Origin of the sequence: Candidatus Stoquefichus sp. SB1 (assembly GCF_001244545.1) — a bacterium.
Classification (GTDB): domain Bacteria; phylum Bacillota_I; class Bacilli_A; order Erysipelotrichales; family Coprobacillaceae; genus Stoquefichus.
The window spans coordinates 334,090-347,364 of the sequence record NZ_LN852694.1; the positions used below are offsets into that span (position 1 = coordinate 334,090).

The 13,275-nt window shown below is 29.5% G+C and carries 16 protein-coding genes; 11 read left to right on the forward strand and 5 right to left on the reverse strand.

Annotated elements, in window-relative coordinates:
• Positions 1-10 precede the first annotated feature (10 nt).
• The gene (locus BN1865_RS05425; RefSeq protein WP_050636239.1) at positions 11-433 is read left to right on the forward strand and encodes a VOC family protein; all 423 of its coding nucleotides are present in this window, start codon (positions 11-13) and stop codon (positions 431-433) included.
• A gap of 38 nt (positions 434-471) precedes the next feature.
• Here BN1865_RS05425 and BN1865_RS05430 read toward each other — a convergent pair whose 3' ends face one another.
• Positions 472-1,359 carry a LysR family transcriptional regulator gene (locus BN1865_RS05430; RefSeq protein WP_050636240.1) on the reverse strand — a complete coding sequence of 296 codons (888 nt, stop codon included), beginning with the start codon at positions 1,357-1,359 and terminating at the stop codon, positions 472-474.
• A 127-nt stretch (positions 1,360-1,486) separates the two neighbouring features.
• On the opposite strand from BN1865_RS05430, the gene BN1865_RS05435 reads away from it, so the two are divergent.
• The 5 genes from BN1865_RS05435 (at position 1,487) to BN1865_RS05455 (ending at position 4,713) form a co-directional block, all read left to right on the forward strand.
• The gene (locus BN1865_RS05435) at positions 1,487-1,729 is read left to right on the forward strand and encodes a hypothetical protein (protein ID WP_050636241.1); all 243 of its coding nucleotides are present in this window, start codon (positions 1,487-1,489) and stop codon (positions 1,727-1,729) included.
• Positions 1,719-2,267, forward strand: coding sequence for a flavodoxin family protein (locus BN1865_RS05440; RefSeq protein WP_050636242.1), 549 nt, complete (start codon positions 1,719-1,721; stop codon positions 2,265-2,267). Before BN1865_RS05435 ends, BN1865_RS05440 begins: the two co-directional genes overlap by 11 nt.
• Positions 2,268-2,330: 63 nt before the next feature.
• Positions 2,331-3,215, forward strand: coding sequence for a DUF3737 family protein (locus tag BN1865_RS05445; protein ID WP_050636243.1), 885 nt, complete (start codon positions 2,331-2,333; stop codon positions 3,213-3,215).
• 10 nt (positions 3,216-3,225) lie between these two features.
• Positions 3,226-4,392, forward strand: coding sequence for a MalY/PatB family protein (locus BN1865_RS05450; protein ID WP_050636244.1), 1,167 nt, complete (start codon positions 3,226-3,228; stop codon positions 4,390-4,392).
• A gap of 30 nt (positions 4,393-4,422) precedes the next feature.
• A complete protein-coding gene (locus BN1865_RS05455; protein WP_050636245.1) occupies positions 4,423-4,713 on the forward strand; it encodes a hypothetical protein in 291 nt (96 codons plus the stop codon).
• Positions 4,714-4,746: 33 nt separating this feature from the next.
• On the opposite strand, the gene BN1865_RS05460 is transcribed toward BN1865_RS05455, so the two are convergent.
• From BN1865_RS05460 to BN1865_RS05470, 3 genes are all read right to left on the reverse strand, one after another.
• Positions 4,747-4,998 carry a spore coat protein gene (locus tag BN1865_RS05460; RefSeq protein WP_050636246.1) on the reverse strand — a complete coding sequence of 84 codons (252 nt, stop codon included), beginning with the start codon at positions 4,996-4,998 and terminating at the stop codon, positions 4,747-4,749.
• A gap of 24 nt (positions 4,999-5,022) precedes the next feature.
• Positions 5,023-5,196: a hypothetical protein gene (locus BN1865_RS18575; protein ID WP_198527242.1), complete on the reverse strand. Its 174-nt coding sequence runs from the start codon at positions 5,194-5,196 to the stop codon at positions 5,023-5,025.
• Between the two features lie 108 nt (positions 5,197-5,304).
• Entirely contained in the window at positions 5,305-5,802 is a 498-nt protein-coding gene (locus tag BN1865_RS05470) for an L-2-amino-thiazoline-4-carboxylic acid hydrolase (protein WP_050636248.1), read from the reverse strand.
• Between the two features lie 156 nt (positions 5,803-5,958).
• Between BN1865_RS05470 and BN1865_RS05475 the strand changes: the two genes are divergently transcribed.
• The 4 genes from BN1865_RS05475 to BN1865_RS05490 all read left to right on the forward strand — a co-directional run bounded on the left by BN1865_RS05475 (position 5,959) and on the right by BN1865_RS05490 (position 11,652).
• Positions 5,959-6,252 (forward strand): aspartyl beta-hydroxylase, encoded by a 294-nt coding sequence (locus BN1865_RS05475; RefSeq protein WP_050636249.1) that lies wholly within the window; start codon positions 5,959-5,961, stop codon positions 6,250-6,252.
• Entirely contained in the window at positions 6,242-7,840 is a 1,599-nt protein-coding gene (locus BN1865_RS05480) for an ABC1 kinase family protein (protein ID WP_050636250.1), read from the forward strand. The genes BN1865_RS05475 and BN1865_RS05480 overlap by 11 nt, the downstream gene beginning before the upstream one ends.
• 447 nt (positions 7,841-8,287) lie before the next feature.
• The gene (locus BN1865_RS05485; protein WP_050636251.1) at positions 8,288-11,158 is read left to right on the forward strand and encodes an EAL domain-containing protein; all 2,871 of its coding nucleotides are present in this window, start codon (positions 8,288-8,290) and stop codon (positions 11,156-11,158) included.
• A 242-nt stretch (positions 11,159-11,400) separates the two neighbouring features.
• Entirely contained in the window at positions 11,401-11,652 is a 252-nt protein-coding gene (locus tag BN1865_RS05490; RefSeq protein WP_050636252.1) for a hypothetical protein, read from the forward strand.
• Between the two features lie 3 nt (positions 11,653-11,655).
• Here BN1865_RS05490 and BN1865_RS05495 read toward each other — a convergent pair whose 3' ends face one another.
• Positions 11,656-12,300: a Crp/Fnr family transcriptional regulator gene (locus BN1865_RS05495; RefSeq protein ID WP_050636253.1), complete on the reverse strand. Its 645-nt coding sequence runs from the start codon at positions 12,298-12,300 to the stop codon at positions 11,656-11,658.
• A gap of 86 nt (positions 12,301-12,386) precedes the next feature.
• On the opposite strand from BN1865_RS05495, the gene BN1865_RS05500 reads away from it, so the two are divergent.
• Complete coding sequence (locus BN1865_RS05500) at positions 12,387-13,232, forward strand: YitT family protein (protein ID WP_050636254.1); 846 nt, start codon at positions 12,387-12,389, stop codon at positions 13,230-13,232.
• Positions 13,233-13,275 lie beyond the last annotated feature (43 nt).

Sequence of the window (13,275 nt, forward strand, 5' to 3'; positions counted from 1 at the left end):
GAGAGTATCTATGAAACAAGCTATTGTTCACATTGCCTTAGTTGTCAGAGACTATGACGAAGCAATTGAATTTTACACACAAAAGTTACACTTTACTTTAGTTGAAGATACATACCAACCTGAACAAGATAAAAGATGGGTCATTGTTTCACCGCCAGGTAGTCAAGGAACAACATTATTACTTGCAAAAGCATCGAAACCGATACAAAACAATTTTATTGGTAATCAAGCTGGAGGAAGAGTTTTTCTGTTTTTAGGAACTGATGATTTTTGGAGAGACTATCAGGATATCGTTGATCAAAATATTGAAATAGTCAGAAAACCTAAAGAAACTGATTATGGGATTGTTGCTGTTTTCAAAGATTTGTATGGAAATTTATGGGATTTGGTTCAATTTAATAAAAATCATCCTATTTATAAGAGAATAAAATAAAAAGATGTATTTTGCTCCATATTGAAATGGAGCTTTTATTATGCATCTTTTTCTAGTTCTCTTCTTAATGTTTTTAAAAATTGTTCTGCTGCACGTGAAAAAATTTGATATTTTTTCCATGCTAAAGTTAAACCAACTTCTAATTGAGGTTCTAATGGACGAAAACATAGTGGGCTTTCACCAGTTGTATTAATGAGTTTATCTAATGTTAAAGCATAAATATTTCCTTCCTCAACAACTAAAGAAGCATTATAAATTAAATTATATGTAGCAACAATATTTAATTGATTAAAATCACTATTCATCCAACCAGAAATTTCATTTCTGACTAATTTTTGATGTGAACAAATTAACGGAATGTTTTTTAAATGATCAGCTGTGATGGTCTTTAAAGAAGCTAAAGGGCTATCTTTACGCATAAGTAATCCCCAGATATCCTTATCAGGTAATTTCAAAAAATCATATTTTGAAACGTCAGCCGGTTCTACAAATATTCCAAAGTCTAATAGTCCTTTTTCAATACGATCAGCAACATCTTGAGCATTACCACTATATAAATGAAATTTGATATCAGGGTATTCTTGTTGACATTTTTGAATAACTTTAGCAATCAGTCTCATGCCCTTTGTCTCGCCACCGCCAATATAGACATCTCCACTTATCGATATATCTGAACGCATAATATCACTTTCTGTTTTTTCTACCAGATTAACAATTTCTTCAGCTCTATTTCGCAAGAACATACCATCTTCTGTGAGTGTGATTTTCCGATTTCCACGGATAAATAACTGTTTCCCTAATTCATCCTCTAACTCTTTCATTTGTCGAGAAAGGGTTGGTTGAGTCATATGTAAATGTTCGGCTGCACCAGAAATTGTTTCTTCACGAGCAATAGCTAAAAAATATTGTAAAACTCGAAATTCCATAAATTTCACCCCTTTTTATTATTATACATTTCATAGCTATGCTTATCAAGTATGGAATCCTATTTGATATAGGTATTTGATAATACTAAAAGGAGGTTTTATAATGTTTTTCAGGAGGCGATAATGAGTGGATAATCCATTGTCAAATGAAGCAATTGTCAGAAACTTACAAGATGCAGGTTGTGATCATATGCAAATTCAAAAGTTTATACAGTATTTAGAAAGTCAAGATATTCAAAAACAATTATCATTTTTAAAATGTCATCGTTGTACTCTCATAAATGAAGTACACAATGTCCAAAAGAAAATAGATTGTTTAGATTATTTAATTTATCAGTTAAAAAAGGGGGAATGCACTTATGAAAAATAAAAAGATTCTTATCATTTCAAGTAGTTTTCGTTTGAATGGCAATTCAGATACATTAGCAGATGCTTTTCAAAAAGGAGCCTTAGAAAAACAACATGAAGTAGAAAAGATTTCTTTAAGAGACTATGATTTCCATTTTTGTCAAGGATGTCTTGCTTGCCAAAAAGGGAAACCATGTGTTTTAAAAGATGATGCTTCTTTCATTATTGAGAAAATGAAAAATTCAGATGTCATTGTTTTTGTAACACCTATTTATTTTTATGAAATGAGTGGACAAATGAAAACTTTACTTGATCGCAGCAATCCATTATTTGTCAGTCAGTATCAATTTAGAGATATCTATTTATTAGCAACTTCAGCTGATGATGATGAAACAGCAATGGATGGAGCCATACTGGGATTAAATGGTTGGATAAAATGTTTTGAAAAAGCTTCATTAAAAGGTGTCGTTAAGGGTTTAGGTTTAGACCAATATGGTGATGTCAAAAAAGATACACATATTTTAAAACAAGCTTATTTAATGGGGAAAAGTATTGAATAAATCAAAATATATTTGATATACAAAGCAATAATCATTGAATGAAAGGTAAAGAAAGGGAATAAAATGAAAAATATAAAACAACAATTTTTAACAGGAGAAAGAGCATTATTTCAAAGTGCTGATTTAAAAATCGAGGATTGTGTCTTTGCTGATGGAGAATCACCACTAAAAGAAAGTCATCATATCGATATTGAACAGAGTATCTTTAGATGGAAATATCCTTTATGGTATTGTCAAAATATCAAAGTGATGAATTCAACTTTATTAGAAACAGCACGTTCTGGAATTTGGTATACAAATCATATTGAAATCAGTGACAGTATTATAGAAGCACCTAAAACATTTCGTAGAGCAAGTGACATTCATTTAAACAATGTTGATATGCCAATTGCTTTAGAATCATTTTGGAATTGTCAAAATATCACTTTAAAAAACGTTACAGCAAGAGGTGATTATTTTGCAATGAATAGTGAGAATATTGTCATAAGTGGATTGAATTTAACAGGAAACTATTGTTTTGATGGATGTAAGAATATAGAAATTCATGATTCAAAATTAATATCTAAAGATGCTTTTTGGAATTGTGAAAATGTCATTGTTTATGATTCAATTATTATTGGAGAATATTTGGCATGGAATACAAAAAATATCACATTTATCAACTGTACAATTGAAAGTTTACAGGGATTATGTTATATCGAGAATCTAAAAATGGTGAACTGTAAACTTATCAATACAACTTTGGCATTTGAATATTGTTCACATGTTGATGCTCATATTGTTTCACATGTGGATAGTATTATGAATCCTGTATCTGGTACAATTCAAGTTCAAAGTATTGGTGAATTGATTTTAGATGAAAAAAAGATTGATCCGTCAAAAGTGGATGTTATTGTTGAACAGCCTACAATAACAAAAGAAGTTTTAACAGAATGTGTCTGTAGTTAGGAGAATGAATATGAGCTATCATTTTTCAAAACTAACCAATCGCTACAATACTCATTCATTAAAGTGGGATGTAGAATCAGATGAGTTACCTATGTGGGTTGCTGATATGGATTTTGAAACAGCACCAGAAATTATTGATGCTTTGCATCAAAGGGTAAATCATGGCATCTTTGGTTATAATATAGTCCCGGATGAATATTTTGAAAGTATTCAAAACTGGTGGTCATCTTATCATCATTATGAAATGAAAAAAGAATGGATGATGTTTTGTACAGGTGTTGTTCCTGCTATTTCATCAATTGTTAGAAAAATTACAACAGTAGGAGAAAATGTCTTAATTCAATCACCTGTCTATAATATTTTTTATAATTCTATTGTTAATAATGGAAGACATGTTTTATCTAGTGATTTGATCTATGATGGTAATGAGTATCATATTGATTTCCATGACTTAGAAGTAAAATTGGCCATGCCACAAACCACTTTAATGATTTTATGTAATCCTCATAATCCAATTGGGAAAATATGGGATCATAAGACACTTCAACGAATTGGTGAATTATGTGCGAAACATCATGTGATTGTTTTATCTGATGAAATTCATTGTGATATCACAAGTCCAAATCATGAATACGTTCCTTTTGCTAGTGTTTCTCAAACAAATTTAATGAATAGTATCACTTGCATAGCACCAACAAAAGCTTTTAATTTAGCTGGTTTACAAACAGCTTGTATTGTTGCTGCGAATCCTATTTTGTATCAAAAAGTCAATCGTGGAATCAATACAGATGAAGTAGCTGAGCCTAATAGTTTTGCAGTTACTGCCTCAATCGCTGCATTTCAAAAAGGCAAACCATGGTTAGATGAATTAAAAGTTTATATCCATAACAATAAACAAATAGCTATTCAATTTATTTGGGATTATTTACCACAATTACATGTTATTCCATCACAAGCTACATATCTGTTATGGATAGATTGTTCTGGCATTAGTAATGATAGTGTAGAACTTGTTGAATTCATCAGAAGAAAGACAGGTTTATATTTATCTGATGGATATGAATATGGTGAAAATGGAAAATGTTTTATGCGCATGAACGTTGCTTGTCCAGTTTCTCGTTTAAAAGATGGTTTAACAAGACTCCAAACAGGTATATTGGCATATTTGGATCAATAAATTTTCATTTAAACAAAGGGGGAATCATTAATGTATGCCATTTCTGATATAAAGAAAATGATACAGTGGTACCAGTTAAAAATATATATTAATGATTTAAAAGAGCGATTAGAAGATTTAGATGAAATAAAGAATCTGATGAATAATTATCATGTTCATTGTCAGAACATTTTATTTCAATATTTTTATCAAAATGACATGACTTTTGATGGATTTATTCAGTATCAGAATTTTAATTTTAAAGAATCTGAAATGAATTATTTAAATCTCTATATATCTTTAGAATTATTAAAACATCAACAATATGAATTTCTTATGTAAAAACAGTTCAAATGAATTGAACTGTTTTTACAATTATGACATCTGTGAAGCAAATTTTTGTTTAGTCTGCATGATTTTTTGTGGTTCAGCCTGTTCAGTTGGATACCAGCCTTTAGCAGCCATCTTTTTGTAAATTTCATTTTGCATTGTTAAAGTATCACAAAGGGCTTTATCAAAAGCATTATGAACATTATCTGTATTTGATTCAATTGTTCCATGTAAATACAAATCTGAGACACCTTTGATTGTCATTAATAGACTTTCCATTAAACATTTATCATCCATATATAAACATTCCTTTCTTTTTTGTTATAAGAGATTTAAAAATTGTTGAAATAATTGTTCGTGTTCATTTACAAGTTGTGTCACATAGTTTTTTAATTCATTATCCTGAATTTTAGAAGCAACCTCTAAACATTGTGTTTTCATAAATTTTTCGTGACCTAATGCATCTTCAATATAAAGCAATTCTTTGGGACTCATGATTTCACCTCCATATTCAGTTTTCACAACTTTATCATAAACATACATAGACTTTTTAATTCCTAAATATTGACAAAAAAAGAATGCTGGGCATTCTTTTTTTTAAGTTTATTTTTTTCGATAATAACGTAAATGACAAATGTCATCACCTTTAGCAATTGTTTTTTGTAAATCTAACTGACAGCCATAAGCTTCACCTATACCACGATCTCCACACATTGCAATATCACAATACATTGCAATTTCTTCATCACTGCAGCCAGCTTTTTGCCATGCTTTTACTAAAGGGCAATAATGAAAATGAATTTCTAATTGATCATCACTACAGTTTTGAATTTTCATTTCAAAAACCCATTGAGCTGGTTTGGTAAAGAGTGTTTTTTGTAATCCTTTAAGACTTTTTGTTTGTCCTTTTTTGATGAGTTCTTCACCCTGTGATAAACCACAACGACGAATAGCTGAAGGTCCAATTTCCATTGGGTCGACACCCTTTTTTTGAGCTTCATCACAAAGAAGATAAAGCCAACTCGCTCTTTGTTCTAACTGACCACGAACAGCAGTTATAATAGGATTTTTAATTTGAGGTTCATTATGAATAATTGACATTGGTTAACATCCTTTCTTTTTTATTATTATAGCATTTTTTATAATGATATGAATAAATATAAAGAAAAGAGTTTAATAAAAATATTATGAATAAGGTTATTTTACTTTTAGGATAAAAAAGTGGTAAAATAGAATTAAAGAAGGAGATGAAGTTTTATGAATAATTTAAGTGAAGATTTAAAAAAGGTTTTGTTAGCTGGATTAGGAGCAGTGGCTGTAACAGCTGAAAAATCTAAGGAAGTGGTAGAACAGTTAGTTAAAAAAGGTGAACTAACAGTGGAACAGGGAAAAGTTTTAAATGAAGAATTAAAACATACAGTTGCAGAAAAATTAAGAGAACCAGTCAATGCCCAAAAAGTGAGTCAGGATTTAGAAAAACTCAATTCTCAGGATTTAGAGTTATTGAAGGCTAAGATTGAAGAATTACAAAGACAAGAGAATGAAGAATAAACATCAAACATTAAGTAGTAAGCGTCGTTTAGCTCAGATTGTCACTATTTTAAGAAAACATCATTTAGCAAAAGGAATTGATCCTGTTAAGTTTCGGATGATATTAGAAGACTTAGGACCTACATTTGTCAAGATTGGACAAATTATGGCTTCTAGACAGGATATGTTTTCACAACGTTATTGTCAGGAATTGGTTAAATTAAGAGATAATGTTGCACCAATGACTATGCAAACTGTGAGAACTGTCATTGAAGAAGAATATGGGACAGAATTAGAAAAGATTTTTGCACACTTTGAGGAAGAACCTTTAGGTAGTGCATCAATTGCTCAAGTGCATAAGGCAACTTTAAAAGATGGTCGTGATATTGTTGTGAAAGTCCAAAGACCACATATCTATGAAATGATGGAAAGAGATATTTCTTTGGTTCGTCGTGCAATCAAATTATTGCGATTGAATGAAGTATTAGGTAGTGTTGTTGATTTAAATATTGTATTAGATGAATTTTGGCATACGGCTAAAGAAGAGATGGATTTTTTAAATGAGGCTGAATTTGCCAGACGTTTTTGCCATCTTAATGAAAATATAGTCTATATTGGCTCACCTGTTATTGAAACAGAATACAGTACAAGTAAAGTACTGGTCATGGAGTATATTGCTGGTTATGAAATTGATGATTTGCATCAATTAACAAAAAATGGTTATGATACTCAAGAAATTGCTGCTAAATTAGCTGAAAATTATATAAAACAAATCGTTGATGATGGCTTTTTTCATGCTGATCCTCATCCTGGTAATTTGCGTATTAGAGATGGAAAAATTGTTTGGATTGATTTTGGAATGATGGGTATTTTAGGACATGCGGAAAAGGATTTGATGAAAAATGCTGTTTTAGCAATTGGCGAGAATGATACCCAGAAATTAGTTGATGTGATTTTGACATTAGGAGAACACGATGATCGTATTGACTATACCTTGTTTTATGATCACATAGAAACTTTTATGTCTCACTATGTGAGCATGGATTTAACGGATATTAATTTAGGAGATGTTGTACAGGAAATTTTTACGATTGCACATCGTCATCGTATTTCTATGCCAAAAGGTGTGAGTATGTTAGCACGAGGACTCGTAACAATTGAAAGTACTGTTATGTTGATAGATCCGCATATTAGTATTATAGAAATTGCTGCCAATCATGTTGCAAGTCATATGGCAAATCAATTTGATCTAAAAAAAGAATTAACCAATTCTGCCCATAAGATTTATGAATCAACTCAAAATGCTTTAGATATTCCTATCCATCTTTCAGAAGTGATCAGAATGATGATGAAGGGTCGACTAAAAATTAATCTAGATATTATGGATTCTAGTGTTCCATTAACAACTATTAATCATATGGTTAATAAATTGGTTGTTGGTATTGTGAGTGCGGGATTATTGATGGCAAGTAGTCTTTTGTGTACAACCCAAATGACTCCCAAAGTTTTTGGTATTCCTGCGTTAGGATTTATTGGTTATATGACAGCAGTTGGCTTAGGTATTTGGCTGTTATTGACAGTTCTGAAAGAAAAAAGACATAAAAAATAAAAAAAAGCGTGACATTACATAAAATTTGTTATATAGTATATTTGCCCATTTCAATGATGGGCATTACAAACCGCTTGAGCAGATGTGGAATCCTTACACATCTGCTCGTTTTTTTCGTTAATAAATAAAAAAGTTAAATTTTTGCGTATAGGTATAGGGATTTTTTAATAGAGAGAAGTATTGGTTGAAGGAGAGACAAAAGGAATAATGAATATGATTAAAAATGATGAAACATTTAAAGAAGCATTAAATTTTTTTGATATTCCTGAAAAAGAGTGTTTTACATACATAGAAATATTGACTTCTTAAAACATTGGACAAATTGATTTTGTCCTTTTCTTGCAGATGAGCTCATATTACAACTTCTATGTATCAGTTATGATGAGAACTTGTGAGTTTTTCATCATGGTGGTATAATAAAAACAATCGTACGAAGGAGCATGAGGAATGAGAGAAAGATTATCTAAATTGATTATTGTGGTTTTGTTGCTCATTTTTTGCTGTTTTCCACAAAAAATATATGCATTAGAGACAATTAAGGTAGGTTTTATAGATTATAAAGGGTTTATTGAAAAGAGTAAAACGGGAGTATACAGTGGATATGCTGTAGACTATTTAAATGAAATTTCTAAATATACACAGTGGGAATATCGTTATGTTTTTGATACTTGGGAAAATTGTCTAGAAAAATTAAAAAATGGAGATATTGACATTTTATGTAATGCCCAATATACAGCAGAAAGGGAGCAATATTTTGATTATTCTGACTTACCAATTGGTAATGAATATACAATCATTTATACACAGTTAGATACCCCAATTTATTTTAATGACTATAGTGCAATGAATAATAAAGTGATTGGTCTATTAAACGATAGTTATCAAAATCAAAGTCTACAAAAATATGCAAAAGAAAATCACTTTCAATATCAAGAAAAATATTATGCTAATGAAGAAGACGTTTTTGCAGCATTAAATAATAAAGAAGTTGATATGATTGCTGTAGGAAGTTTACCATTACATGATCAAGTGAAAGTCGTTGCAAAATTTGATCCTCAGCCTTTTTATATCACTGTACAAAAAGGTAATCATCAATTATTAGATAAAATGAATCATGCATTACATCAGATTCATGACAACACACCTTATTTTGAAATGGAACTCTACAATCAATATTATAGTCAGTGTGCCTATTCTACTCAGCCTCTTTTAACACGAGAGGAAATAGAATATATCCAAAAACAAAAAACAATCTCTATAGGATTATTTGATAATTTGTATCCATATTCATATGTGAATGAAAATCATCAACAAGCTGGAATCCTTATTGAAATGATGGATAAAATTTCCGAAAAAACAGGATTAAACTTTACTTATCATTTTGTATCTTCTGATAAAGAAAGTGAATCTTTTGTTAAGAATCAACAAGGCTTATTTTGTGGTGCACTCAAAGATACAAAAGATATTATATCAGGTAAATATTGGTCTTCTCAATCGATATTAGATGTCGATCAAGTAATTGTCTCGCATAAGAATACTTACATAGAAGACTTTAATCAATCAACAATTGCATTAACATTTCCTTTTGAAGCATTAGGACAAGAATTATTAAGAGATTATCCTCAAGCCCAAATTCATTATTATACATCAATAGAAGAATGTCTTGATGATGTCTCACAAGGAAAAGCTGATTTTGCTATTTATAATGCTTATACAATGAATTATTTAATTCAAAAGCCAGAATATGAAAATAAGTTAAGTGTTCATAGTATTTCATTAGAACCTGTTTCTTTTTGTATTACTGCTCATAATCAAATTGATGAACAACTTGCAAGTATTATTAATAAATCTATTGATAGTTTTAGCAAAGTTGAAAAAGATAAAATGATTTATGGACATACTATTGGTTATCGTTATCAATATTCATTATGGGATACAATGTATATGTATCGTTATGTCATTATTTTTGTCATGATTATATTTGTTTTAATTAGTGGTATGATTTATATTTTAAATAAACGTCATACTCAATATTTGATTCATAAAAAAGAATCAGATATATTAAGAGAAAAGATTGAGATTGATGCATTGACAGGATTATATAATTCTGAAGTTTTCTTTGATAAAGTGAAAAATATTTTAGAGACAAATAATCAGGATTTCTTTATTATGTATATTGATGTCAACCGTTTTAAGATTGTTAATGAATTATATGGAATGGAAACAGGTGATGAATTATTAGCCTATATTGGTCAGCAGCTCCATTTGCTTAATCAGTTATCTTCAGATATTATCACATGTCATTTTAATGCAGATAAATTCTTTATCTTTGCTCCAAGTCTATACTGTGATGAAATCAGTCAAACAGATTTATTAAAAGATTATGCAATTGAAATAGATGTATCATTACGATATGGGCTTTATCCTATTATTGATCGTACAATACCAGTTAATTTAATGTGTGATAGGGCAGCTTTGGCATCACAGGATGTACGTGATAATTATTTTCAGAAAATAGGTATTTATGATGATAAAAAACGTTTGCAAATATTACAAGAGCAGGAAATTGTTAATGATATTCAAGATGCTATCTTACATGAGCAATTGTTTATTATGGTTCAACCTAAGTATGATATTCAAAGGGAAAGAATTATTGGTGGTGAAGCCCTTGTTAGATGGAAACATCCTACAAAAGGATTTATTGCTCCTAATGAATTTATTCCAGTCATTGAAAATAATGGTTATATTATCCATTTAGATTATTATGTTTGGGAAAAAACATGTCAGTTTTTACAAAGATTAAAAAAATTAGGAATAGATATGGCTTTATCAGTGAATGTCTCACGTCTTAATTTTTATCGTCCTCATTTTGTTTCTATGCTTACAGAATTAATACAAAAATATGATTTAGAACCACGTAATCTCCAGTTAGAAATTACTGAATCCATTTATTCAGAAGATAGTGAATTTATTTATTTAGTAGCAAGAGACTTACAAAAACATGGTTTTATTATTTTAATGGATGATTTTAGAAGTGGTTATTCATCATTGAATATGTTAAAAGATGCACCTGTAGACATCATTAAATTGGATATGGCATTTTTAGGAGATACTGAAGAAACAAAACGAAGTCAGGCCGTAATTGAGGGAGTTGTCAATTTAACATCTTCACTCAATCTACCAGTGATTGTAGAAGGGGTAGAAACAGCACAACAAGTTTCATTTTTAAAACATATACAAGTTCGTTATATACAAGGTTATTATTTTTCAAAGCCATTAATAGAGGATGATTTTATTAAACTTTATCAAAAAAGATAAATATATTATAAAAGAGTATTCAATTGTTATTTGAATACTCTTTTGACTTGTTATGAAAATAATGATAGAGTTTTAAGCACTTATTACATCATAGAAAGGTTTGTTAAAGTAAACTATTGAAAACTGGCTTAATAAACTCATTTTTAATATATCTACATGTGTATTTTACACTTTTTTCCATATAAACACAAGTTTTTTAATGTTTACTTTAGCGAACTTCAAATGGTAAAGGAGAAACAGATATGATGTTAAATAATGATATATTTGAAGATATAATTGATCAATTAGATAACTGTCAATATATATCTGATTTACGTGCTATCGTAGATTTTCAGCAATATGATGAAATAACAAAGGTCATTAGCAACATATCTGTAGATGATTATTCTACAAAGCAATGGAATGAATTATATCATTATTTATTTGGCAATCATGATACTTTTACAAGTGGAGAAGAAGTCAAACAAGCGATTTTGAATCATTTTAAAAAATAAGCATTATTTTTTCTGTAATAGAAGAGATAATGCTTTTTCATTAAGAACGATTATTTTTTTATATTCATTGATAATATATTTTTTATGTGCGAATTCATTAAGGACTTTGGTTGTTGTCACTCTAGAGAGTCCAACAAGAGAGGCGATTTCTTCATGTGTATATGTTAATGTATTATTAAATATATCTTTATCTAGAGGATTTGAATTAATTTGTTCAAGTAAGAATGAAGCAACTTTTTCATAACGATTATAGGTATATGCTTTTTTGATGAGTGATGATAAATAGTCACAGGTCTGAGACATCATCTGCAATAAAGAGACAGTTAACTCTTTAGATTCATTAAGATAGGGATATAAATCATCAAGATGGCATGAAATCAATTCAACTTCTGTAATGGCAGTCACTGTTGTAGGGCGTGAAGAATTTTGTAAAAAAGATGATTCACCAAAGATTCTTCCTTTTCCTAAAATCTCTAAAGTTGTTTCATCTCCATTTGCACTGATGACATAAACCCTGACTCTTCCTTTGGTAATTAAATAAAGATTATTGGCATCATCTTCTTGCATATAAATGATATCTTGAGAATGATATTGAACTTTGATGCCAGCTGATTCAAAAAAATGAAATAATTCTTGTTTTATTTTCATAAATTCACCACTTTCTTGTTTAATTGTAACATAGGTTACAATTCTTGAGAAGAAGATATGATAAAGTTTGCAACGAGGTGAGGATTATGAAACAAAAATTATTAAATGCTGTTTATATTGTTGTAGGAAATATTTTGATTGCTTTTGCTTTAAGTACACTATTATTGGAAAATAATATTATTGCAGGTGGGGTATCTGGTATAGGAATTGTATTGAATCATTATTTGGGATTCTCTATTTCTATGTGTGTTGGAATAATTAATGTAGTTTTGTTTCTAATAGGTTTAATATGCTTAGGAAAAGTCTTTGCGATGACAACATTGATTTCAACATTTTTATTTCCTCTGGTATTAGAATTTTTTGAAACTCAAAGTTTTTTTCACCATTATTTAAATGATCCTTTCTTAGCATGCATTATTGCAGGAGTATTAATTGGGGTTGGTATTGGTTTGATTTTAAAAGCGAATGCATCAACTGGTGGGGTTGATATTTTAGCTATTTTATTAAATAAAAAATTTGGATTACCAGTACATATTGTTTTAAATTGTATTGATTTATCTGTTCTGGTTTTACAAATTTCATTTAATGATTCAACACATGTTATTTATGGTATTGTGACAGTTATGTTAACATCTATTATGCTTAATAAGACATTAACTTCTGGAACAAGCTTAATGCAGTTGGTTGTGATGAGTGATCATTATGAAGATATTAAAAATATGATTTTACATGATCATGATGCAGGTGTCACTTTATTAGCAAGTGAAAAAGGATATACGAGTGAAAATTCTAAACTTGTTTTATCAGTATTGCCATATCGTAAATTACCTGCTATTAAAGAAAAAATTAATACGATTGATCCTCTTGCTTTTATGATTGTTTCACATGTTGATGAAGTTGGGGGTAAAGGATTTACATTAGAAAAAAAATAAAAAAATGAAGTGCATATGATTTGCACTTTTTATTTTGACATGA